At 59.6% G+C, this 22,025-nt stretch carries 21 protein-coding genes and 1 pseudogene; 9 read left to right on the top strand and 13 right to left on the bottom strand.

What is annotated here, in order from left to right:
• Positions 1-7: 7 nt before the first annotated feature.
• On the bottom strand, positions 8-1,366 hold the full coding sequence (locus tag QMK51_RS01670) for a glutamine synthetase family protein (protein WP_320392981.1): 1,359 nt from the start codon (positions 1,364-1,366) through the stop codon (positions 8-10).
• A 37-nt stretch (positions 1,367-1,403) separates the two neighbouring features.
• Positions 1,404-2,180, bottom strand: coding sequence for a gamma-glutamyl-gamma-aminobutyrate hydrolase family protein (locus QMK51_RS01665; RefSeq protein WP_320392980.1), 777 nt, complete (start codon positions 2,178-2,180; stop codon positions 1,404-1,406).
• 278 nt (positions 2,181-2,458) lie between these two features.
• Here QMK51_RS01665 and QMK51_RS01660 point away from each other — a divergent pair, with 278 nt between their 5' ends.
• Positions 2,459-3,835, top strand: coding sequence for a glutamine synthetase family protein (locus QMK51_RS01660; RefSeq protein WP_320392979.1), 1,377 nt, complete (start codon positions 2,459-2,461; stop codon positions 3,833-3,835).
• 225 nt (positions 3,836-4,060) lie between these two features.
• Positions 4,061-4,696: a TetR/AcrR family transcriptional regulator gene (locus QMK51_RS01655; RefSeq protein ID WP_320392978.1), complete on the top strand. Its 636-nt coding sequence runs from the start codon at positions 4,061-4,063 to the stop codon at positions 4,694-4,696.
• Positions 4,697-4,764: 68 nt separating this feature from the next.
• Here QMK51_RS01655 and QMK51_RS01650 read toward each other — a convergent pair whose 3' ends face one another.
• The 8 genes from QMK51_RS01650 to QMK51_RS01615 form a co-directional block, all read right to left on the bottom strand.
• The gene (locus QMK51_RS01650; RefSeq protein ID WP_003229256.1) at positions 4,765-4,980 is read right to left on the bottom strand and encodes a TOBE domain-containing protein; all 216 of its coding nucleotides are present in this window, start codon (positions 4,978-4,980) and stop codon (positions 4,765-4,767) included.
• 34 nt (positions 4,981-5,014) lie between these two features.
• Positions 5,015-5,821, bottom strand: a complete 807-nt coding sequence (gene ssuB / locus QMK51_RS01645; RefSeq protein ID WP_320392977.1) for an aliphatic sulfonates ABC transporter ATP-binding protein — start codon at positions 5,819-5,821, stop codon at positions 5,015-5,017.
• The gene (ssuC, locus tag QMK51_RS01640; RefSeq protein WP_258698588.1) at positions 5,818-6,600 is read right to left on the bottom strand and encodes an aliphatic sulfonate ABC transporter permease SsuC; all 783 of its coding nucleotides are present in this window, start codon (positions 6,598-6,600) and stop codon (positions 5,818-5,820) included. Before ssuC ends, ssuB begins: the two co-directional genes overlap by 4 nt.
• Positions 6,601-6,609: 9 nt before the next feature.
• The gene (gene ssuD / locus QMK51_RS01635; protein ID WP_007939251.1) at positions 6,610-7,758 is read right to left on the bottom strand and encodes an FMNH2-dependent alkanesulfonate monooxygenase; all 1,149 of its coding nucleotides are present in this window, start codon (positions 7,756-7,758) and stop codon (positions 6,610-6,612) included.
• Between the two features lie 25 nt (positions 7,759-7,783).
• Complete coding sequence (locus QMK51_RS01630) at positions 7,784-8,749, bottom strand: sulfonate ABC transporter substrate-binding protein (RefSeq protein WP_320392976.1); 966 nt, start codon at positions 8,747-8,749, stop codon at positions 7,784-7,786.
• A gap of 101 nt (positions 8,750-8,850) precedes the next feature.
• Positions 8,851-9,444 (bottom strand): NADPH-dependent FMN reductase, encoded by a 594-nt coding sequence (ssuE, locus tag QMK51_RS01625; RefSeq protein ID WP_258698585.1) that lies wholly within the window; start codon positions 9,442-9,444, stop codon positions 8,851-8,853.
• Positions 9,445-9,654: 210 nt separating this feature from the next.
• On the bottom strand, positions 9,655-10,293 hold the full coding sequence (locus QMK51_RS01620) for a peroxiredoxin (protein ID WP_320392975.1): 639 nt from the start codon (positions 10,291-10,293) through the stop codon (positions 9,655-9,657).
• Positions 10,294-10,586: 293 nt separating this feature from the next.
• Positions 10,587-11,933, bottom strand: coding sequence for an OprD family porin (locus QMK51_RS01615; protein WP_258698583.1), 1,347 nt, complete (start codon positions 11,931-11,933; stop codon positions 10,587-10,589).
• A 453-nt stretch (positions 11,934-12,386) separates the two neighbouring features.
• On the opposite strand from QMK51_RS01615, the pseudogene tauA reads away from it, so the two are divergent.
• Positions 12,387-12,626: pseudogene (gene tauA / locus QMK51_RS01610) on the top strand (taurine ABC transporter substrate-binding protein); the annotation flags it as partial.
• Between the two features lie 162 nt (positions 12,627-12,788).
• Here tauA and argA read toward each other — a convergent pair.
• Together argA and argE are read right to left on the bottom strand one after the other, a co-directional pair.
• Positions 12,789-14,087 carry an amino-acid N-acetyltransferase gene (gene argA / locus QMK51_RS01605; protein WP_007899457.1) on the bottom strand — a complete coding sequence of 433 codons (1,299 nt, stop codon included), beginning with the start codon at positions 14,085-14,087 and terminating at the stop codon, positions 12,789-12,791.
• Between the two features lie 266 nt (positions 14,088-14,353).
• Positions 14,354-15,523, bottom strand: coding sequence for an acetylornithine deacetylase (argE, locus tag QMK51_RS01600; protein WP_320392974.1), 1,170 nt, complete (start codon positions 15,521-15,523; stop codon positions 14,354-14,356).
• A gap of 159 nt (positions 15,524-15,682) precedes the next feature.
• Here argE and QMK51_RS01595 point away from each other — a divergent pair, with 159 nt between their 5' ends.
• Entirely contained in the window at positions 15,683-17,050 is a 1,368-nt protein-coding gene (locus QMK51_RS01595) for an inorganic triphosphatase (RefSeq protein WP_258698581.1), read from the top strand.
• A 127-nt stretch (positions 17,051-17,177) separates the two neighbouring features.
• Here QMK51_RS01595 and QMK51_RS01590 read toward each other — a convergent pair whose 3' ends face one another.
• A complete protein-coding gene (locus tag QMK51_RS01590) occupies positions 17,178-17,642 on the bottom strand; it encodes an Lrp/AsnC family transcriptional regulator (RefSeq protein WP_046045137.1) in 465 nt (154 codons plus the stop codon).
• A gap of 126 nt (positions 17,643-17,768) precedes the next feature.
• Here QMK51_RS01590 and QMK51_RS01585 point away from each other — a divergent pair, with 126 nt between their 5' ends.
• The 5 genes from QMK51_RS01585 (at position 17,769) to QMK51_RS01565 (ending at position 21,989) form a co-directional block, all read left to right on the top strand.
• Positions 17,769-18,107 carry a hypothetical protein gene (locus QMK51_RS01585; RefSeq protein ID WP_320392973.1) on the top strand — a complete coding sequence of 113 codons (339 nt, stop codon included), beginning with the start codon at positions 17,769-17,771 and terminating at the stop codon, positions 18,105-18,107.
• Positions 18,108-18,208: 101 nt separating this feature from the next.
• Complete coding sequence (locus QMK51_RS01580; RefSeq protein WP_320392972.1) at positions 18,209-19,993, top strand: GspE/PulE family protein; 1,785 nt, start codon at positions 18,209-18,211, stop codon at positions 19,991-19,993.
• Positions 19,994-20,236: 243 nt separating this feature from the next.
• Positions 20,237-21,151, top strand: a complete 915-nt coding sequence (locus QMK51_RS01575; protein ID WP_258698578.1) for an SPFH domain-containing protein — start codon at positions 20,237-20,239, stop codon at positions 21,149-21,151.
• A gap of 11 nt (positions 21,152-21,162) precedes the next feature.
• Positions 21,163-21,600 (top strand): NfeD family protein, encoded by a 438-nt coding sequence (locus QMK51_RS01570; protein ID WP_320392971.1) that lies wholly within the window; start codon positions 21,163-21,165, stop codon positions 21,598-21,600.
• Between the two features lie 68 nt (positions 21,601-21,668).
• Positions 21,669-21,989 (top strand): DUF2388 domain-containing protein, encoded by a 321-nt coding sequence (locus QMK51_RS01565; protein WP_320392970.1) that lies wholly within the window; start codon positions 21,669-21,671, stop codon positions 21,987-21,989.
• Positions 21,990-22,025: the final 36 nt, after the last annotated feature.

Genomic DNA, 22,025 nt, shown 5'->3' with positions numbered 1-22,025 from the left:
CGGTGCATCAGACGGCGAAGAGCAGGAATTCCCGCTCCCACGAACTGATCACACGCTTGAAGTTTTCATGCTCGGCCCGCTTGACCGCGACGTAGCCCGTGATGAATTTCTTGCCCAGGTACTTTTCGATGGTCTTGCTGTTTTCCATGCGGTCCAGGGCATCTTCGATGGTCAATGGCAGGCGCAGGTTGCGCCGTTCGTAACCACGCCCCACCACCGGGGCACTCGGGTTATGCCCTTCGAGCATGCCGATAAGGCCGCACAACAGGCTGGCGGCGATGGCCAGGTAAGGGTTGGCATCGGCACCCGGAAGACGGTTTTCCACCCGACGGTTCTGCGGCCCGGCATCCGGAACCCGCAGGCCCACCGTGCGGTTCTCTTCCCCCCACTCCACGTTCACCGGCGCCGAGGTATCCGGCAGGAAACGGCGGAACGAGTTGACGTTGGGTGCGAACAACGGCAGCAGCTCAGGGATGAACTTCTGCAAACCGCCGATGTGATTGAGAAACAGCTGGCTCATGGTCCCGTCTTCATTGGAGAAGACGTTCTTGCCGGTCTCGATGTCGATGACGCTCTGGTGCAAGTGCATGGCACTGCCCGGCTCGCCGGTCATGGGCTTGGCCATGAAGGTCGCAGCCACGTTGTGCTTGAGCGCGGCTTCGCGCATGGTGCGCTTGAACACCAGAATCTGGTCGGCCAGGGACAGGGCATCGCCATGACGGAAGTTGATTTCCATCTGTGCCGTGCCGTCCTCGTGGATCAGCGTGTCGAGGTCCAGCTCCTGCAGTTCGCACCAGTCGTAGACGTCTTCGAACAACGGGTCGAATTCGTTCGCCGCTTCAATGGAGAAAGACTGGCGACCGGTTTCCGGACGACCGGAACGGCCAATCGGCGGTTGCAGCGGGTAGTCCGGGTCATCACTGCGCTTGGTGAGGTAGAACTCCATTTCCGGCGCCACGATCGGCTGCCAGCCGTGGTCGGCGTAGAGTTTCAGCACCTTCTTGAGCACGTTGCGCGGCGACAGCTCGATCGGGTTACCCTGCTTGTCGTAGGTGTCGTGGATCACCTGGGCGGTGGGCTCGATGGCCCAGGGCACCAGGAACACGGCGTTCTGGTCGGGACGGCAGATCATGTCGATGTCGGCCGGGTCGAGCAGTTCGTAATAGATATCGTCTTCGACATAGTCGCCGGTCACCGTCTGCAACAGAACGCTTTCGGGCAGGCGCATGCCTTTTTCGGCAATGAACTTGTTGGTCGGCGAGATCTTGCCCCGGGTGATGCCGGTCAGGTCGCCAATCATGCATTCGACTTCTGTGATCTTGTGGTCTTTCAACCAATCGGTGAGCTGGTCGAGGTTGTTACTCATAAATGCCTCTTAGGCTGAGTTTCCTGACTTTTATAAGTCAGGCGTTATTTGACGCATCGGCGTCGCGTTGTCGTGCGCGCTTGCGGCAGGCATCGCCAAATGCCTGGAAAATCGCAAGGTAGTCAGGATTCAAGCTTACCTGCCATTCAGGATGCCATTGCACGCCCAAAGCAAATGCCTTGCCTTCGATCACAGAGACGGCTTCGATCAACCCGTCGGGCGCTACGGCTTCCACGCGAAGTCCCGGCGCCAGTCGTTCAATGCCCTGACCATGAATCGAATTGACTTGAATCTCGCGAGACAGGCCCAGGCCCGCCAGTACACCGCCCGGCTGGACGTGCACCGGGTGACTGGGGGCGTACTGCCCTTCCAGCGGCAGGCTGTCGTCTTCACGGTGATCCATGAAGGGACCGACCTCATGAACCTTCTGATGCAGGCTGCCGCCGAACGCCACATTCATTTCCTGGAAGCCGCGGCAGATGCCGAGCACGGGAACGCCGGCCTCGACAGCGGCGCGGATCAGCGGGAGAGTAGTGGCATCGCGTGCAGAATCATGAGCAGTGCCTGGCGCGCTGGTCGGGCCGTTATAGTGAAACGGTTCTATATTAGAAGGAGAGCCTGTAAAGAGAATGCCGTCCAGAGCGTCCAGAATATCGGACGGCGCCAGTCGATCCGCCAGGGATGGAAGGACCAACGGCAGGCCCTTGGCAGCTGAAGCCACGGCGCGTACGTATTTGTCGCCACTGATGTGATAAGCATGCAGACCGATCTGCTTTGAGCAGGCGGTGACGCCGATTAACGGCAGGCGAGACATGAAGCACCCCGGTATTATTGCTGTTATGGGTTTGAATCGAGCTTAGCCTTGTTCATTTTTTTACACAACACCCCCGTAAAAAATACAACACGGCCCGCTCAAGCTCGCGGGGACCAAGACGTCAGAAGGCAAAAAAACGCTCCAAAGTGCCTCAAAAAAGCCCAACGAGCGCTTTTTTAGGGCAAAAAAGGCCTCGCTTGACTTCGGCATGCCGTTCGGGTTGACTGGAATCCGAAGAGATCAATGATTGATATTTTTAACAACAAAGGTGTTGCATCATGTCGGTACCCCCGCGTGCCGTTCAGCTTAACGAAGCGAACGCGTTCCTTAAGGAACATCCTGAGGTTCTGTACGTTGACCTTCTGATTGCGGATATGAATGGTGTGGTGCGCGGCAAGCGCATCGAACGCACCAGCCTCCACAAGGTTTACGAGAAAGGCATCAACCTGCCGGCCTCTCTATTTGCTCTGGATATCAATGGCTCGACGGTGGAAAGCACCGGCCTGGGCCTGGACATCGGCGATGCTGACCGAATCTGCTATCCAATCCCCGACACCCTGTGCAATGAGCCCTGGCAGAAGCGCCCGACCGCGCAACTGTTAATGACCATGCACGAACTCGAAGGTGAGCCATTCTTCGCCGATCCTCGCGAAGTCCTGCGTCAAGTCGTTGCCAAGTTTGACGAGATGGGCTTGACCATCTGCGCTGCGTTCGAACTGGAGTTCTACCTGATCGACCAGGAAAACGTGAACGGCCGCCCGCAACCTCCGCGCTCGCCGATCTCCGGTAAACGCCCGCACTCGACCCAGGTCTACCTGATCGACGACCTCGACGAGTACGTCGACTGCCTCCAGGACATTCTGGAAGGTGCGAAAGAGCAAGGCATCCCTGCCGACGCGATCGTCAAGGAAAGTGCTCCGGCGCAGTTCGAAGTGAACCTGCACCACGTGGCCGACCCGATCAAGGCCTGCGACTACGCGGTGTTGCTCAAGCGCCTGATCAAAAACATCGCCTACGACCATGAGATGGACACCACCTTCATGGCCAAGCCTTACCCAGGCCAGGCGGGTAACGGTCTGCACGTCCATATCTCGATTCTTGATAAAGATGGCAAAAACATTTTTGCCAGCGAGGATCCCGAGCAGAACGCCGCACTGCGTCACGCGATCGGCGGTGTGCTCGAGACCCTGCCGGCGCAGATGGCTTTCCTCTGCCCGAACGTCAACTCGTACCGTCGTTTCGGCGCACAGTTCTACGTGCCGAATTCGCCATGCTGGGGCCTGGATAACCGCACCGTGGCGATCCGCGTACCGACCGGTTCCTCCGATGCCGTGCGCATCGAACACCGTGTGGCCGGCGCCGATGCCAACCCGTATCTGTTGATGGCTTCGGTTTTGGCGGGCGTGCACCACGGCCTGACCAACAAGATCGAACCGGGCGCACCCGTGGAAGGCAACTCCTACGAGCAGAACGAGCAAAGCCTGCCAAACAACCTGCGTGATGCATTGCGCGAGCTGGACGACAGCGAAGTCATGGCCAAGTACATCGATCCGAAATACATCGATATCTTCGTGGCCTGTAAAGAGAGCGAGCTGGAGGAGTTCGAACACTCCATCTCCGACCTTGAGTACAACTGGTACCTGCATACCGTGTAAGTGGGTGCAGTAAAAAACAACGCCGTTGGCCTCACAGCCTGCGGCGTTTTTTTATGGCCGCCTGCGGCGGATCGCGGGCAAGCCCGCTCCCACAGTGTCGTGTGATGCACACAGATATTGCGTCCACAGCAGTTCCCTGTGGGAGCGGGCTTGCTCGCGAAGGCGTCCTGGCAGACAACATCAAACCCTGCTCGTACAATGCCCGCTGCCCCGCAGGAGACTTCAATGACGCGCACCGCCACCATTCGCAAACCCCGCGCCCGCAGTCAGGCCCGGATCGACTCGATACTCGATGCCGCCCGCACGCTGCTGGCCGCCGAGGGGGTGGCCAGTCTGTCGATCTACAGCGTCGCCGAGCGCGCGGAGATCCCGCCCTCCTCCGTCTACCATTTCTTCGCCAGCGTTCCGGCCCTGCTTGAAGCCCTGACCGCCGACGTCCACGCCGCGTTCCGTGCCTGCCTGCAAGCCCCCATCGACCACAGCGCCCTCAACGGCTGGCGCGACCTGTCGCGACTGGTGGAACAACGTATGCTCGCCATCTACGACGAAGACGCCGCCGCCCGCCAACTGATCCTCGCCCAGCACGGCCTGACCGAAGTCACCCAGGCTGACCGCCAGCACGACATCGAGCTCGGCGACCTGATGCACAAGCTGTTCGATCACCACTTCGAACTGCCGAAGCTGCCAAGTGATGTCGATGTGTTTGCGCTCGCCATGGAGCTGGGAGACCGGGTGTATGCACGCTCGGTACAGCAGCATGGGCAGATCACGCCGCGAATGGCTGAGGAAGGGATGCGGGTGTTTGATGCTTATCTTGGGTTGTATTTGCCACCCTATCTGCCCAAGCGCGAAGTGCTTTGATCGTTCCCACGCTCTGCGTGGGAACGATCAGGGCTCACACCCTCCGGGGTTGTTGTTTGCGCACGCACTTACAACTTGGCGATCGACACCTCGGTGGATTTCACAAACGCGATCACTTCACTGCCGACCACCAGTTCCAGCTCTTTCACCGAACGGGTGGTGATCACCGAAGTGACGATGCCGGAGGCTGTCTGAACGTCGATTTCCGACAACACGTCACCCAGCACGATTTCCTTGATCGAGCCTTTGAACTGGTTACGAACGTTGATGGCTTTGATAGTCATGATGTTGATTCCTGTCGTTGGATGAATCTTTAAGTTATTGAGCCCAGCGCAATTGCGCAGGCAGTGGTGAAACAGGTTCCGGTTCCGGCGGTTGGCCAGGCAAGGACAGCACGCGATTGAGCACTTCGGTTTCCAGCGCCGCCAGCCGATGGGAACCACGAACCCGAGGGCGCGGCAGTTCCACCGTCAGGTCGAGGCCGACTTCGCCCTCTTCAATCAGGATGACCCGATCGGCGATCGCCACCGCTTCGCTGACGTCGTGGGTCACCAGCAACACGGTGAAGCCATGCTGTTGCCAGAGCCGTTCGATCAGTTGCTGCATCTCGATTCGGGTCAAGGCATCCAGTGCGCCCAGGGGCTCGTCGAGCAGCAGCAAGCGCGGTTGATGGATCAGCGCGCGAGCCAGGGCCACACGCTGCTTCTGCCCACCGGACAACGCTGCCGGCCACTCGTTGGCGCGATCCGCCAGGCCGACCGCTTCCAGCGCGTCCAATGCTTGCGGCCGCCAGTTGCCCTTGAGCCCGAGACCGACGTTGTCGATGACCTTTTTCCACGGCAGCAGACGTGCTTCCTGGAACATCAGTCGGGTGTCTTCCCGGGCTTCACTCAGCGGCGCTGCGCCTGCAAGCAACTCGCCCCCCGTGGGTTTGTCGAGACCGGCGAGCAAGCGCAGCAAGGTGCTTTTGCCGCAGCCGCTACGCCCGACCACCGCCACAAACTGCCCGGCCGGAATGTGCAGGTCGATTTCACGCAGCACTTGCCGCGAACCGAAGGTCTTTTGCAGCTTGCGTACTGCCAGCGGAATTCCGCGCAGCAGGCGTGGAGGTTGTTGAGCCGTCATGCGGCACCTCCCTTGGCAACCTGATAGGCCGGATGCCAGCGCAGCCACACACGTTCAAGTCCGCGCGCCGCAAGGTCGGCCAGCTTGCCGAGCACCGCGTACAAAAGAATCGCCAGCACCACGACGTCGGTCTGCAAGAACTCCCGGGCATTCATCGCCAGGTAGCCGATACCGGAGCTGGCGGAGATGGTTTCGGCGACGATCAGGGTCAGCCACATGAAGCCCAGGGCAAAACGCACGCCGACCAGAATCGAAGGCAATGCCCCCGGCAGGATCACCTGGCGAAACAGACTGAAACCGGACAAGCCATAACTGCGCGCCATCTCCACCAGCGCCGGATCGACGTTGCGGATGCCGTGATACGTATTGAGGTAGATCGGGAACAATGTGCCCAACGCCACCAGGAAAATCTTCGCCGACTCGTCGATGCCGAACCACAGGATCACCAGCGGAATCAGCGCCAGGTGCGGCACGTTGCGGATCATCTGCACCGAACTGTCGAGCAGGCGTTCGCCCCATTTCGACAGGCCGGTGATGAAACCCAGGGCCAGACCGATGCCGCCGCCAATGGCGAAACCGAGCGCCGCGCGCCAGCCGCTGATGGCTAGGTGAGTCCAGATTTCACCGCTGCGGAACAGGCTCACACCCGCTTCGATCACTGCGATCGGCGCCGGCAGAATCCGCGTCGACAACCAGCCCGCCGACACCGACAACTGCCATACCGCCAGCAGCAAGAGCGGCAACGCCCAGGGCGCGAGGCTGTGGATAATTTTCTTCATGGCGGCGCCTCAGCTCTGGGACGCGGCTTTGGGAAGAATGTCGTTGGCCACCATCTCGCCGAACGGGCTGACGTAACCGGCGCTTTTCGGCAGTTCCGGACGCTCGATGTCCAGGTGCGGGAACAGCAACTCAGCCACCCGGTAGGATTCTTCCAGGTGTGGATAACCGGAGAAGATGAACGTGTCGATGCCCAGATCGGCGTATTCCTTCACCCGAGCGGCCACGGTCGGGCCATCGCCGACCAGCGCCGTGCCGGCACCGCCGCGCACCAGACCGACGCCGGCCCACAGGTTAGGGCTGACTTCCAGATTGTCGCGACTGCCACCATGCAATGCCGCCATGCGCTGCTGGCCGACCGAATCGAAACGCGCCAGAGAAGCCTGGGCACGGGCGATGGTATCGTCGTCCAGATGAGAGATCAGTCGATCCGCGGCCTGCCACGCCTCGGCGTTGGTTTCGCGAACGATCACATGCAGGCGAATGCCGAAGCGCACGGTGCGGCCGAGCTTCGCGGCTTTGGCGCGAACCTGCTCAATCTTTTCTGCCACGGCGGCCGGTGGCTCACCCCAGGTCAGGACCATTTCGACCTGCTCCGCCGCAAGGTCTTGCGCCGCTTCCGACGAGCCACCGAAATACAGCGGCGGGCGCGGTTGCTGAATCGGCGGATAGAGCAACTTGGCGCCCTTCACGCTGATGTGCTGACCGTCGTAATCGACGGTTTCGCCTTCCAGTACCCGGCGCCAGATACGGGTGAATTCCACCGAGGCCTGATAGCGTTCTTCGTGACTGAGGAACAAACCGTCGCCGGCCAATTCTTCCGGATCGCCACCGGTAACCAGGTTGAACAGCGCACGACCGCCAGACAAGCGATCCAGTGTCGCGGCCTGACGTGCCGCCACCGTCGGGGAAATGATCCCGGGGCGCAGGGCAACAAGAAATTTCAAACGCTGGGTCACCGGGATCAGCGACGCGGCCACCAGCCACGAGTCTTCGCAGGAGCGCCCCGTGGGAATCAGCACCCCGCCGAAGCCCAGACGATCCGCCGCTTGCGCGACCTGTTGCAGATAACCGTGGTCGACGGCGCGAGCGCCTTCGGCGGTGCCAAGGTAATGGCCGTCGCCGTGGGTAGGCAGGAACCAGAAGATATTGAGGCTCATGGAGTGGTCTCCTTGGGGAATCGAATTACTGCGCTTTGGCCACGGCCGCCGGTGGCGTCCAGATCACGTCTTTGATGCTCAGCTGTTTCGGAATCAGCTTGAGTTGGTAGAAGCTGTCGGCGATTTTCTGCTGGGCGGCGACCACCTCTGGGGTCAGGAACAGCGCGCCGTAGCCTTGGCGTTTCACCGAAGTCAGGGTGATGTCCGTCGGCAGGCCGAGCAGTGGCGAAACCTGTTGGGTTACCTCGATGGGATTGGCCTTGGACCATTCGCCGACCGCGCGCACTTCTTCCACCAGGGTTTTGATCACTTCAGGATTTTTCTGCGCGTAAGGCTTGGTCGCCAGATAGAACTGATGGTTGTCGACAATGCCTTTGCCATCGCGCAGGGTGCGCGCTTGCAGTTGTTGTTCGGCGGCGGCCTGGTACGGGTCCCAGATCACCCAGGCATCGACACTGCCACGCTCGAACGCGGCACGGGCATCGGCTGGAGGCAGGAACACGGTCTGGATGTCGGTGTATTTGAGGCCGGCGTCTTCAAGTGCGCGCACCAGCAGGTAGTGCACGTTGGAGCCTTTGTTGAGCACGACTTTCTTGCCCTTGAGCTCCTGCACCGATTTGATCGGCGAGTCCTTCGGCACCAGGATCGCTTCGCTGTGCGGCGCTGGCGGCTCGTAGGCGACGTAGAGCAGATCGGCGCCGGCCGCCTGGGCGAACACGGGCGGCGTTTCGCCGGTGACCCCAAAGTCGATGGAGCCGACGTTCAGGCCTTCGAGCAGTTGCGGGCCTCCGGGGAATTCAGTCCATTGCACGTCCACGCCTTGGGCGGCGAGGCGTTTTTCCAGGGTGCCTTTAGCTTTGAGCAGCACCAGAGTGCCGTATTTCTGATAGCCGATTCGCAACGTCTCGGCTTGAGCTTGAGTAATGACGCCGAAGGACACAGCCGCAGCAAACAGAGCGACCAGACCACGACGCAAAATGACAGTGCGCATAGCGCTCTCCTTTTTGCAGTTGGGTTTTGGCTGCACCTGCTTGGCCGTTAGCGGCTGAGTAAGGTGAGTACTTCAAATTCAGGTGTGGCTTAAGTGCCGGCTTAAATGCTCCAGCGAGCACTCAACAAACGTTCGTTCAACAGGTTCGGATCGAGCGGTTTCGGCCGTCGGGCCATGGCGCTGAAAAACAGCTCCAGCGATTCATTCAGTCGTTGTGCAAGCTCCGGTGCCAACTGCGCCTGGGCACTGCCTTCGCCGTAAGCGATCTGACTGTCTACGGCGAAAATCCCGTGGAGCATTTCCTGGGCCTTCAACGCCGACAACACCGGCTTGAGCGCGTAATCCACCGCCAGCATGTGGGCGATGCTGCCGCCGGTGGCCATCGGCAGAACCACCTTGTGGCTCAGGGCGCGTTCGGGCAGCAGATCGAGTACGGTTTTCAGCGCACCGGAGAACGACGCCTTGTAAACCGGTGTAGCGATGAGCAATCCATCGGCGTTATCAATCTGTTGCAACAGGTCGATCACCTTCGGGCTGTCGAAGCGGGCATGCAGCAAGTCTTCGGCCGGGAAGTCCCGTACCTGATAACTCACCACTTCCACACCTTGCGCTTGCAACCAGCGTTGGGAGCGTTCCAGCAGCACCCCGGAACGGGAGCGTGGGCTGGGACTGCCACCGAGTGAGACGACCAGCATTCAGACAATTCCTTGAGCGGTGTTGGCGATACGCGGCTTGCGATCTCGCGTCGATGGAGTGACCTTAGCAGGCGATTTATATATCTATAAATCATATTTATTCATTTGATTATTCCCTAAATGAATATGCCAATTGTCTTTTCCAGCCAAAAAACAGGCCGTCGAAACGGCCCGAAATCCCCTGCTTTGGTGTATGCCTTGAACAGATCGCTAACGATTAGGTTGCGGTGTCAGGCGCAGGTAAGGCTTCACCGCCCGATACCCCTTGGGAAAACGTCGCTGGATTTCATCTTCGTCCTTGAGCGACGGCACGATCACGACCTCATCACCGTCCTGCCAGTTCGCCGGAGTGGCCACCTTGTAGTTGTCGGTGAGCTGCAGCGAATCGATCACCCGCAGAATCTCATTGAAGTTACGGCCGGTGCTCGCCGGGTAAGTGATGGTCAGCCGAATCTTCTTGTTCGGGTCGATCACGAACAGCGAACGCACGGTCAGGGTGTCGTTGGCGTTCGGGTGGATCAGGTCGTAGAGGTCGGACACTTTACGGTCCGCATCGGCGAGGATCGGGAAGTTAACGATGGCACTCTGGGTTTCGTTGATGTCCTCGATCCACTTGTGGTGCGAGTCCACCGGGTCTACCGACAGAGCAATGGCTTTGACGCCGCGCTGGGCGAATTCATCCTTGAGCCTGGCGGTAAAGCCCAACTCGGTGGTGCACACCGGCGTGAAGTCCGCCGGATGGGAAAACAGCACGCCCCAACTATCGCTCAGCCATTCATGGAAACGGATGGTGCCGGCGCTGGAATCCTGTTCGAAATCGGGGGCGATATCGCCAAGTCTGAGGCTCATGGTGCTGCTCCTGGTGAGTGCTTGTTGAGCTCAACTGTGCCTGCGTTCAATATTAATTAAAAAGAATAAATATCGATTTATTTAGACCTGGAAAGAATATTAAAGATCTGTTCACTGGACCTGAACGGCCATCGGGACGAACATCGATCACAAGGTTCGAGAAGGCCTTGAGTTGCTGCAAAAAAGGGGAACTTCAAGGAGGGTTTACGGGGGTGAGCCCGCCTTGAAAACGCAAAAGCCCCGCCCGGCGTGATGCCGGGCGGGGCTTTTTTACGTCGGTTACGCGAGCGCTATTACAACAGCGGGATCGAGTAGCTGACGATCAGACGGTTTTCGTCCTGGTCGCGCTGACCTGGGACGTCGTTGCGCCACATGGCGTTTTTCCAGGTGAAGCCCAGGTTTTTCAGCTTGCCTTCCGGAACGACATAGGACAGGGTCAGGTCGCGTTCCCACTCGCTGAGGTTGTCGCCAGAAGCGTTATCAATGTCATCGCCTTTCAGGTAAACGATACCGGCGGTAGCGCCCGGCAGGCCGACCTTGGCGAAGTCATAGGAGTAGCGAGCTTGCCAGGTACGTTCGCCGGCACGGGCGAATTTCTGGATCTGCATGTCGGTGGTCAGGTAGGCCGACGAACCGTCACCCTGGTTCAACCATGGGAAGTCGCTGTTGCCGCTGCTGACCTGGTAGCCGCCACCAAAGGTGTGACCTTCAACCGTATACAGGAACAAGCCGCTGTACAGGTTGTTGTCGACTTTACCCTTGGTTTTAGGGGTGCTGTCCGGGTAGTAGCCGCTTGTGTAGTAGCTGGAGTTGTGACCGTTGGCACCATCGTCTTTGCTGTTGAAGTAACGCAGGTCACTTTTCAGTACGCCCGGACCGATGGACCAGTTGTGCACCAGACCCAGGAAGTGCTGCTTGTAGAAGTCTTCCAGGTTGCCGTAGTAGTACTGGGCAGTCAGGTCTTTGGTGATTTTGTAGTCACCGCCACCGTAGATGAACTTGTTGCTGTCACGACCGGCAGCAGTGTGAGCGTTCGCACCAGCAATCGACAGTTCTTCGTTGTTGCTGGAGTTACGGCCCTTGGCGTGCTCGATCTGACCGCCGACCAGTGTCAGGTCTTTGATTTCGTTCGAGGTGATCTGACCGCCCTGGAAGGTTTGCGGCAGCATGCGACCGTCGTTGGTCACAATCACCGGCAGTTTTGGCTGCAGGGTGCCCAACTTCAGTTCAGTCTGGGATATCTTGGCTTTGGCAGTCAGGCCCAGGCTGGAGAAGTTATCAACCGCTTCGCCGTTGGACTTGCTTGGGAAAACAGTGCCGCCGTAAGAAGTCGAAGTAGCACCGTTAGTGCCGCCACCCGAGTCCAGGCGCACGCCCAGCAGGCCGATAGCGTCAATACCGAAGCCAACGGTGCCTTGGGTGTAGCCCGAGGTGAAACGCAGATCGAAGCCTTGGCCCCATTCTTCGTTTTTGTTCTGAACGCCCGCAGCGGTGCTGGCAGCAGAATCGCGGTTATCGGTGTTGATGTAGAAGTTACGCAGCCCCAATGTGGCCTTGCTGTCTTCGATGAAACCGGCGGCGCCTGCCTGCTGCGCCAAAACCCCTACGGCCACAGCCAGGGCCAAGGTGGACTTCTTCATGTATCGCTCCTCGTTCTAATTTTTGTGTTCTTTGGTCTCGGGTCTAACGCCCCAGATCCACAGATGCGCGATTAGCACCGGACCGTGACTGCCAAGTCAATTGCACCATGTGTGTCTACGACCAAGGTCTAACCGCAGTAATTTGGTCCCTGCAGGGTAATGATTTCCTCATAAACCCAAAAAGAATTATTCAATTCTTTTTCATACCCTTTAGGAATATAGCTCGCTACCAATGATTCGAGCCGGATCACAAGGTATCGACTCACAAGCTAATTCCTAAATGGTATTTATTGGCCTTTTTTTAGATCGATTAGCGTTGCCGCATCCCCTATACGTCAATCACTTTCGAAAAGGCGACGCCATCATGGCTAAACGCGCACTATCTAGTCAATTTGTTACAGTTTGTATATCGCTAGTATTTTCTTTCTCCGCCCAGGCAGCGAATCTCACGTCGATTCGGTACCGGTGCAGAAAATCGCCAAACTGACCGGTGCCAATGCCCTCGATGTGCCGGAACTGCTGGCTGGTTCCGCCTTCCCGGATGCCAAGGCACAACGGATCACCGCGCTGTTGGACGGTGGCACGGCCCAGGCGATTGGCGAGACGGCGAAGTTCTTGAAGGAGCAAGGAAAGGTAGAAACGGTGCTGCCGGATTATTCGCCGTATGTCAGCGCGAAGTTTGTCGCCGAGTAACCCCGTGGCGAGGGAGCTTGCTCCCGCTGGAGGCCGGAGGACTCCCAAACCCGACAACGCGGTGAATCAGTCATAACGCGTTCACTGGTTTTGGGGCTGCTTCGCAACCCAGCGGGAGCAAGCTCCCTCGCCACAAAAGCCGAGACACCGACGGCCATTTCGTCAGAGCGCTTTTTCGAAGATCTTCGAATTACGCTGGTAGTTGTAAAGCGACGCCCGCGCCGACGGTAGCCGTTCGACGCTGCTCGGCACGAAACCCCGCTCACGAAACCAGTGGGCGGTCCGGGTGGTCAGCACGAACAAGGTTTTCAGCCCCTGAGCCCGGGCGCGGGTTTCGATGCGTTCCAGCAATTCATCGCCGCGACCGCCATGGCGGTACTCCGGGTTCACCGCCAGACACGCCAACTCCCCCGCATCCGAATCGGCAATCTGATACAGCGCCGCGCAGGCGATGATCATGCCTTCACGTTCGACCACGCTGAATTGCTCGATCTCACGCTCCAGCACCTCGCGGGAACGACGCACCAGAATGCCCTGCTCTTCCAGCGGGCTGATCAAGTCCAGCAAACCGCCGACATCCTCGATAGCAGCCTCGCGCACAACTTCGAATTGCTCCTGAGCCACCAGCGTACCGCCACCGTCACGGGTGAACAGTTCGGTCAGCAGCGCGCCGTCTTCGGCATAGCTGACGATATGACTGCGCGCCACACCGCCCCGGCACGCCTCAGCGGCCGCGTCCAGCAGCTCGGCCTGATAGTTGCTGCCCAGACGCTGCAAATGCGCCGGCACCTGTTGCGGACGCAGTTCGCGCACCAGACGACCATTTTCGTCGATCAGACCGAGATCCGCGCCAAACAACAGCAGCTTGTCTGCCCCAAGGTCGATGGCCGCGCGAGTAGCGACGTCTTCGCAAGCGAGGTTGAAGATCTCACCGGTCGGCGAGTAACCCAACGGCGACAACAGCACGATGGAGCGTTCGTCCAGCAGGCGATTGATGCCCTTGCGGTCGACCCGGCGCACTTCGCCGGTGTGGTGGTAGTCGACACCTTCGAGCACACCGATCGGCCGTGCGGTGACCAGATTGCCGCTGGCAACCCGCAGGCGCGAACCCTGCATCGGCGACGAGGCCATGTCCATGGACAACCGCGCTTCGATGGCGATGCGCAGTTGGCCAACCGCATCGATCACGCACTCCAGCGTCGCCGCATCGGTGATGCGCATGCCGTGATGGTAATGCGGGGTCAGGCCGCGAGCAGCGAGGCGGGTTTCAATTTGCGGACGGGAACCGTGAACCAGCACCAGACGCACCCCCAGGCTGTGCAGCAGCACCAGGTCGTGGACGATGTTGCCGAAGTTCGGGTGCTCCACGCCGTCGCCAGGCAGCATGACGACGAAGGTGCAATCGCGGTGGGCGTTGATGTAAGGCGAAGCGTGACGAAGCCAATTGACGTATTCGGGCATGAACCTGGGCCTGTAATAAATAGCAGCCGAAAAAAGAGTAACGCAATAAACGCACAGCGGGCTGATGGTTATCGTCGGAACAGGCTTGGCGACACGCGCGCTCTCCTCATGAATACGGGTTGGGACATCGGCAATTTATACGGTTAGCCAGTCAAAACACAGAACCTGCGGGAGCGGGCTTGCTCGCGAAGGCGGCGTATCAGGCACATTAATATCAACTGACACTCCCTATTCGCGAGCAAGCCCGCTCCCACTTGTATATGCGCTCAACTGACTGACATCGCCGTTTTGCCCGGCGTCAGGCAGTAATGTTCGATCAGTTGACGTAATAGATGCACGGTAGGCTGCAAACGTGACATCTCGAGGTATTCCCCCGGTTGGTGGGCGCAGGCGATATCGCCGGGCCCCAAGACCAGTGTTTCACAGCCAAGACGCTGAAGATAAGGTGCTTCCGTGCCGAACGCCACTGCTTCGGCGCGATGACCGGTGAGCTTTTCCGCGACCCGGACCAATTCACAGTCCTCGGCCTGCTCGAACGGCGGCACTTCGGGGAACAGCGGCGCGTAATCGATCTTCACCTGGTGCCGCGCGGCAATGGGGTTGAGCTTCTCCAGGATCGCCGCGCGCAGGGCGCCGGGATCCATGCCCGGCAGCGGACGCAGGTCAAACTCCAGGGAGCACTGGCCGCAGATGCGGTTGGGGTTATCGCCACCGTGAATACAGCCGAAATTCATCGTCGGCTGCGGCACGCTGAACTGCGGATTACGAAATTCCCGCTGCCACGCCAGACGCAAGCCGCGCAGTTCACCGATGGCATCGTGCATGGCTTCGAGGGCGCTATGGCCCAGGCTCGGGTCCGAGGAGTGACCGCTCTGACCGAGGATGTCGATACGCTCCATCATCACGCCTTTGTGCAGACGGATCGGCTTCAGCCCGGTCGGCTCGCCGATCACCGCCGCCCGGCCCAGTGGACGCCCGGCTGCGGCCAAGGCGCGAGCCCCGGACATCGAGCTTTCTTCATCGCAGGTGGCGAGGATCAGCAAGGGTTGCTTGAACGGTTGGTCGAGCAAGGGTTTGACCGCTTCGATGGCCAGGGCGAAAAAACCCTTCATGTCGCAACTGCCCAGGCCGACCCAACGGCCGTCCACTTCCGTCAGTTTCAGCGGGTCGGTCTGCCACAGCGCCGCGTCGTACGGCACCGTATCGCTGTGACCAGCCAGCACCAGGCCGCCGGGGCCAGAACCGAAACTGGCCAGCAGGTTGAATTTGCCGGGGCTGACCTGCTGGATATCGCAGGCAAAACCCAAGTCCCCGAGCCATGTCGCCAACAAGTCGATGACCGGCCGATTGGTTTGATCCAGGCTGGGTTGGGTACAGCTGACGGACGGCGCGGCAATCAGCGCAGCGAACTGATCTTTCATGGACGGCAAAGGCATCGCTGACTCCCAACACTCCCGAATTGAAGTCCATCATAGAACCATCCGGCGACAGGAATAAACCGCTACAGACCCTATCTCGGGTGAGTCCTGTACACTGCACGACCTTGGCAGCCACACATTCCCCCGGCTGCGCTCCCGATCCTGGATTTTCCGGCCATGCAGAAAGAAACCGAAATCAAACTCCGCGTCAGCCGCGAAACCCTCGCCGCCTTGCGCGAGCACCCGTTACTGAAAAAACGCAACAAAAGTGGCTGGGAACGCCGTGAACTGATGAACCAGTACTTCGACACGCCCGAGCGCGATCTGGCCCGCGCCAAGGTTGCCCTGCGCCTGCGCCGCGATGGCGAAGAAGTGATTCAGACCCTCAAAACCCGTGGCCAGAGCGTCGCCGGCCTGTCCGAGCGTCACGAATACGACTGGGATCTACCCAAAGCCAAGCTCGACGTGAAGAAACTCGACGGCGAATGCTGGCCCGAAGAGCTGGCCGAGCTGGACAAGAAAACCCTGAAAGCCATCTTCACCACCGATTTCGTTCGCGAACGCGCGGAAATCGCCTGGGGCCGTGGCAAGACCAAAGTGGTCATCGAAGCCGCGCTGGACCTGGGCCACGTGGTGGTCGGCAAGCAGAAAGAAGAAATCTGCGAACTGGAACTGGAACTGCGCGAAGGCGAGCCGGCCGCGCTGCTGGAACTGGCCGCCGAACTGGCCGCGACCCTGCCGCTGATGCCATGCGACATCAGCAAGGCCGAACGCGGTTATCGCCTGTTCGACGCCAACAGCTACTCGCTGAGCTTGCCGGCGCCGCAGATCACCGCCGAAATGCCGCTGGACGATGCGTTCGCCGCCCTGTGCTGGCATTTACTGGGCAGCAGCCAGCGCCTGGCCGAGCAATATCGCTTCAATGGCCACTGGCGCCTGCTGCAGGACTGGGTCGAGAACCTCGCTGAAATGCGCGCGCTGATCAGCAGCCTCGGTCAGGCCGCGCCGCGTCAGTCGACTCACGATCTGCGGGTCGCGCTGGATGCCTTGCTGGAAGACTGGCGCCCGCTGGTACAAGCCGGCCTGGACGACGAAGACGTGCGCAAAGCCGCGCCGGAGCAGTTCCTCGAAGAGCTGGAAGACCCGCGTTGGGGCCTGTTCTCGCTGAACACTTCGCGTTGGTTGCTGGCCCGTACCTGGGCTGCCGATCGCAACACCCGTGGCAATCGCCAGGGCGCCGCGCAACTGGGCAGCTGGCTGCCACGCCTTCTGGGCGAAGAAGCCAACTCGCTGCAATTGCAGCGTTACCAGCAACAGCCGGAGGACCTGGCCGAGCAACTGCCGCGCATCGAGCGTATCCAGGCCTGGCTGCACCACGCCCGTAGCGTGCTGGACATCCCGGAAATGGATCGCCTGTACGGTGAGCTGAAACAGCTTGCCCTGCTAGCTAACGAGCCGATCACCGATGAGTCGCTGGATGCGCGCAAGCAGCAGGCGATCGCGGTGTATCAGAATCGTGCCTGGAAGACTTTGCTGCGTCTGTAATACCGCCATCGCGAGCAGGCTCGCTCCCACTTGAGTTATCTGTCGTACACATATTTTGTGTTCGCTGAAGATCAAGTGTGGGAGCGAGCCTGCTCGCGATGAGGCCAGCACATTCACCGCAAAAGCTTCAGACCGGCAAACTCGTCGTGGACTTGATTTCCGACAAGGCCACGATCGAGTTGACCTCCTGAATCCCCGGCACCATCGACAACTTCTCGAAGAAGAAGCGCTCATAAGCCTCGATGTCTGCCGTGACGATCCGCAGCAAGAAATCCACCGACCCCATCAGCACATAACACTCCAGCACTTCGGGAAAACCGCGAATCGCCTCGGTGAATTCGGTGAAGTTCGAACGTCCGTGAGCGTTGAGTTTGATCTCGGCGAAGATCTGCGTGTTAAGGCCGATTTTCTTGCGGTCAAGCAACGTCACCTGACCGCGAATGATTCCCTCCTCCTTCATCCGCTGAATCCGCCGCCAGCATGGCGACTGCGAGAGCCCCACCTGTTCGGCGATCTGCGCGCTGGAGAGCGAAGCGTCCTCCTGCAGCAACGCGAGAATCTTGCGGTCATAGCCATCCAGCTCGCTGTGCATAGAAAAACCCATAGTTTGTATAAAATCGAATTGAACGATTCGAAGAACCGTCAATAGTCTCCATCATAGATAAGAAATACCCCGCACCGAATGTAAAAATTCCTCCAGTAATTTTGGAGCCCGATCATGCCGCCTCTTGAAGCCGTGAACACCCTTCCCGTCCGCGCCGATGTCTGGAACGTCAGCAACGCCCACTGCCGGGTTCATTACCAACTGCTGGCCGAGGCCGAGCCGGATCTGCTGTGCCGGGCGCTCAACCTGTTCGCCTTGCAGTTTCTGACGCCGCAGCGGGTCAACGTGCAGCGCATGGACGATCTGCTGTCGGTCGACATCGTCATGGATGGCCTGAGCTGGCACCGTGCTCAGGTGATCGCGGAAAAATTACGTAACCTGATCAGCGTCTGCTCAGTGAATCTGCAAGCCGCTGACTCTGCGTGGGATGAGCCGGTTCAGGCAGCTGGTTAAAAAAAACCTGAAAAAAACCGACACGCCTTGGTCCGGTAGTGGCCCAACGGTCTGCGGGAGCGCAGCTATCCTTTGCGAACGGTTGTTCATAAGGAGCCCGCATGTCCGTTCAACTTGCCACTCAGGACCGCTGGCTGGACCTTAACGATTTGCTGCGTGAACTGGTCGCCCAAGGCTTCATCAGCCAGGACTCGGCCGAACACGCACTCAACGCCCGCCGCCGTCACGCCACAAATGCTCAGCAGCACCCGCTGGAGTTCATCGCCAGCCAACACCTGGACGACCTCAGTCGTCCCGGCAAACATCTCGACCTGGAAAGCCTGACGCTGTGGCTGTCTCAGCAGGCCGGCCAGCCTTACTTGCGCATCGACCCACTGAAAATCAACGTCGCGGCCATTACGCCGCTGATGTCCTATGCCTTCGCCCAACGCCACAAGATTCTGGCAGTGTCCATCGACCGCGACGCCGTCACCGTGGCCAGCGCCCAACCCTTCGTCAGCGGCTGGGAAGCCGATCTGACCCACGTGTTGAAGCTGCCGATCAAGCGCGTGGTGGCCAACCCGGTGGACATCCAGCGCTTCAGCGTGGAGTTTTTCCGCCTGGCCAAATCGGTCAGCGGCGCCACCAACGCTGATCAGCAGACCAGCACCCTGGGCAACTTCGAACAGTTGCTCAACCTCGGCGCCAGCGACCAGGAGCCGGACGCCAACGATGCGCACATCGTCAATATCGTCGATTGGCTGTTCCAGTACGCGTTCCAGCAGCGGGCCAGCGATATCCACATCGAACCCCGGCGCGAGCAAGGGACGGTGCGCTTTCGCATCGACGGCGTGCTGCACAACGTCTATCAATTCCCGCCGCAGGTGACCATGGCCATCGTCAGTCGCCTGAAAAGCCTGGGGCGAATGAACGTCGCGGAAAAGCGCAAACCCCAGGACGGTCGGGTCAAGACCAAAACCCCGGACGGCGGCGAAGTCGAACTGCGGCTGTCGACACTGCCGACAGCATTCGGCGAAAAAATGGTCATGCGGATCTTCGACCCGGAAGTGCTGCTCAAGGATTTCGATCAGTTGGGCTTTTCCGCCGATGACCTGCGCCGCTGGCAGGACATGATCCGCCAGCCCAACGGCATCATTCTGGTGACCGGGCCCACCGGTTCAGGCAAAACCACCACGCTGTACACCACCCTGAAGAAACTGGCGACGCCAGAGGTCAACCTGTGCACCATCGAAGACCCGATCGAAATGGTCGAGCCGGCGTTCAATCAGATGCAGGTCCAGCACAACATCGACCTGACCTTTGCCGCCGGCGTGCGCGCGCTGATGCGGCAAGACCCGGACATCATCATGATCGGCGAGATCCGCGACCTCGAAACCGCCGAGATGGCGATTCAGGCCGCACTCACCGGCCACTTGGTGCTGTCGACGTTGCACACCAACGATGCCCCGAGCGCCATCAGCCGCCTGCTGGAACTCGGCGTGCCGCATTACCTGATCAAGGCCACGGTGCTAGGGGTCATGGCCCAGCGCCTGGTTCGCACGTTATGCCCTCACTGCAAGGCGCCGCTGACCTTGGGTGAGGACGACTGGCAAACCCTGACCCGACCCTGGCAAGCACCATTGCCAGGCAATGCCCAACGCGCCATCGGTTGCCTGGAATGCCGCGAAACCGGCTATCGCGGTCGCGCCGGGGTTTACGAAATCATGCAGCTGACGGACGGCATCAAAGCGCTGATCAACCCCGACACCGATTTGCTCGCGGTCCGGCGCCAGGCCTTCAAGGAAGGCATGCGCAGTTTGCGCTTGTCGGGGGCGCAGAAAGTGGCGGCGGGTTTGACCACGCTCGAAGAGGTGTTGCGAGTGACGCCGCAGAGTGAGCAGAAATAGACAGCCCCTAATGCCGGCAAGTCAGGACGCATAACCTGTGGGAGCGTGGCTTGCCCGCGAAGAATACACCGCGTTTTTTCAGGTATTACGCGTCATCGTTCTTCGCGGGCAAGCCACGCTCCCACAGGATTTTCGTCGCTCAAATTTCTAGACTTACCGGCATTTGGCCTCTCCAAGTCGCATTCAAATCTTTTGCCCTACACTCTGGTCATCGCAACTCAACCAGACTGGACAGGGACCGTTATGGGCATTGCACTGATTCTCTTCGTCGCGCTGGCCGTGGCCATTCTTTTCATGGGCTTCAAAGTGGTGCCCCAGGGGTTTGAATGGACGGTCGAACGTTTCGGCCGCTACACCAACACCCTCAAGCCAGGCCTGAGCATCATCATTCCGGTGATGGACCGCATCGGCCGCAAGATCAACGTGATGGAAAGCGTGCTGGACATTCCGCCCCAGGAAGTCATCACCGCCGACAACGCCACCGTGCAGATCGACGCCGTGTGCTTCTTCCAGGTGGTCAATACCGCCCAGGCTGCCTACGAGGTGAACAACCTCGAACATGCCGTCCGCAATCTGCTGCAAACCAATATCCGCACCGTGCTCGGGTCCATGGAGCTGGACGCGATGCTCAGCCAGCGCGACAACATCAACGAAAAGCTGCTGCGCACCGTCGATGAGGCCACGGCGCCGTGGGGCATCAAGATCACCCGGATCGAGATCAAGGACATCAGCCCTCCCGCCGACCTGATGGCCGCCATGTCCGGCCAGATGAAAGCCGAGCGAATCAAACGCGCACAGATTCTGGAAGCCGAAGGTTTGCGCGCCTCGGCGATCCTCACCGCCGAAGGCAAGAAGCAGGCGCAGATTCTCGAAGCCGAGGGTAGCCGTCAGGCGGCGTTCCTCGAAGCCGAGGCCCGGGAGCGTCAGGCCGAGGCCGAAGCCCAAGCCACCAAAGTGGTGTCCGAAGCCATCGCCGGCGGTAACGTGCAAGCGGTCAATTACTTCGTTGCGCAGAAGTACATCGATGCCTTGGGCAAACTGGCTTCGGCCAACAACAGCAAAGTGATCCTGATGCCGCTCGAAGCCGGTTCGATGATCGGCGCCGTCGGTGGCATTGGCGAAATCGTCAAAGCCACCTTCGACGGCAAGAAAGGCTGAGGTCGCTGCCCATGGAACTGTTTTCGTTCTGGAGCTGGTTGGCCCTGGGCACGCTGCTATTGATCCTCGAAGTGTTCGGTGCCGGCGGTTATCTGCTGTGGATCGGCATGGCAGCCGCCGCCGTCGGCGTGCTGACGTTCTTGATACCGGGCTTGCCCTGGGAATTGCAGGTGCTGCTGTTTGCCGTCTTTTCAATCCTCACCGCCCTGTACTGGTGGAGACGTCAACGCAGTGTGGTGCGGGCCAGCGATCAGCCGAACCTGAACCTGCGAGGGCAAGAGCTGATCGGCAAGGTGTTCGTGGTCACCGAAGCGATTGTCGACGGCCGCGGCAAGATCAAGGTCGCCGACGGCGTGTGGATGGCCCGGGGGCCCGACACCGCATCCGGCAGCCGTGTTCGGGTGGTCGGGCAGCAAGGGGCAATTTTACTGGTGGAGCGGGCCGACTAACGTCACGGAACTCGATTGGGTCATGGGCAATCAAAGGCCGCAGTTAAAACCCAGTGGAGTCACCTTTTATGCGTCTCAAACTTGCTGTCGCTACCTTCGCCGTGTTGTCCCTTCAAGTCGGTTCGGCGATGGCTGATGACAGCTTTTTGCGTAACGTCCTTACTTCCGGTGCCACCACCGGTACGTCCTACCTGACCTCCAGGGATCACAAACTGGTCGTCGCCGCCCAGGACGACGCCGGTAGCTTTGTCGCCAGTGACGGCGCCATTCGCGGCCCCTATCTGGAAGCCGCCATGCAGAAAGTCCGCGCTGAAAACCCTGGCCTGCAAGCCACGGACATGGAACTGGCGAACGCCATCCTGGCGAAGAATGCCATCGCCTCGAAATAAGGTTCGTTGCTCAACAAAATGCCGCTCTGGATGAGC

The organism is Pseudomonas sp. P9_31 (assembly GCF_034008235.1).
Taxonomy (GTDB): domain Bacteria; phylum Pseudomonadota; class Gammaproteobacteria; order Pseudomonadales; family Pseudomonadaceae; genus Aquipseudomonas.
This window is presented reverse-complemented; position numbering and strand designations above follow the sequence as displayed.

Excerpts from the sequence above, each read along its gene's own strand:
- argA (WP_007899457.1), bottom strand. The coding sequence starts at position 14,087 with ATGCCCGAATACGTCAATTGGCTTCGTCACGCTTCGCCTTACATCAAC.
- QMK51_RS01655 (WP_320392978.1), top strand. The coding sequence starts at position 4,061 with ATGACGCGCACCGCCACCATTCGCAAACCCCGCGCCCGCAGTCAGGCC.
- QMK51_RS01650 (WP_003229256.1), bottom strand. The coding sequence starts at position 4,980 with ATGACTATCAAAGCCATCAACGTTCGTAACCAGTTCAAAGGCTCGATC.
- QMK51_RS01565 (WP_320392970.1), top strand. The coding sequence starts at position 21,669 with ATGCGTCTCAAACTTGCTGTCGCTACCTTCGCCGTGTTGTCCCTTCAA.
- QMK51_RS01585 (WP_320392973.1), top strand. The coding sequence starts at position 17,769 with ATGCCGCCTCTTGAAGCCGTGAACACCCTTCCCGTCCGCGCCGATGTC.
- QMK51_RS01665 (WP_320392980.1), bottom strand. The coding sequence starts at position 2,180 with ATGTCTCGCCTGCCGTTAATCGGCGTCACCGCCTGCTCAAAGCAGATC.
- argE (WP_320392974.1), bottom strand. The coding sequence starts at position 15,523 with ATGCCTTTGCCGTCCATGAAAGATCAGTTCGCTGCGCTGATTGCCGCG.
- ssuB (WP_320392977.1), bottom strand. The coding sequence starts at position 5,821 with ATGACGGCTCAACAACCTCCACGCCTGCTGCGCGGAATTCCGCTGGCA.
- QMK51_RS01660 (WP_320392979.1), top strand. The coding sequence starts at position 2,459 with ATGTCGGTACCCCCGCGTGCCGTTCAGCTTAACGAAGCGAACGCGTTC.
- QMK51_RS01570 (WP_320392971.1), top strand. The coding sequence starts at position 21,163 with ATGGAACTGTTTTCGTTCTGGAGCTGGTTGGCCCTGGGCACGCTGCTA.
- QMK51_RS01595 (WP_258698581.1), top strand. The coding sequence starts at position 15,683 with ATGCAGAAAGAAACCGAAATCAAACTCCGCGTCAGCCGCGAAACCCTC.
- QMK51_RS01620 (WP_320392975.1), bottom strand. The coding sequence starts at position 10,293 with ATGAGCCTCAGACTTGGCGATATCGCCCCCGATTTCGAACAGGATTCC.
- QMK51_RS01670 (WP_320392981.1), bottom strand. The coding sequence starts at position 1,366 with ATGAGTAACAACCTCGACCAGCTCACCGATTGGTTGAAAGACCACAAG.
- ssuC (WP_258698588.1), bottom strand. The coding sequence starts at position 6,600 with ATGAAGAAAATTATCCACAGCCTCGCGCCCTGGGCGTTGCCGCTCTTG.
- QMK51_RS01575 (WP_258698578.1), top strand. The coding sequence starts at position 20,237 with ATGGGCATTGCACTGATTCTCTTCGTCGCGCTGGCCGTGGCCATTCTT.
- QMK51_RS01630 (WP_320392976.1), bottom strand. The coding sequence starts at position 8,749 with ATGCGCACTGTCATTTTGCGTCGTGGTCTGGTCGCTCTGTTTGCTGCG.
- ssuE (WP_258698585.1), bottom strand. The coding sequence starts at position 9,444 with ATGCTGGTCGTCTCACTCGGTGGCAGTCCCAGCCCACGCTCCCGTTCC.
- ssuD (WP_007939251.1), bottom strand. The coding sequence starts at position 7,758 with ATGAGCCTCAATATCTTCTGGTTCCTGCCTACCCACGGCGACGGCCAT.
- QMK51_RS01615 (WP_258698583.1), bottom strand. The coding sequence starts at position 11,933 with ATGAAGAAGTCCACCTTGGCCCTGGCTGTGGCCGTAGGGGTTTTGGCG.
- QMK51_RS01590 (WP_046045137.1), bottom strand. The coding sequence starts at position 17,642 with ATGCACAGCGAGCTGGATGGCTATGACCGCAAGATTCTCGCGTTGCTG.
- QMK51_RS01580 (WP_320392972.1), top strand. The coding sequence starts at position 18,209 with ATGTCCGTTCAACTTGCCACTCAGGACCGCTGGCTGGACCTTAACGAT.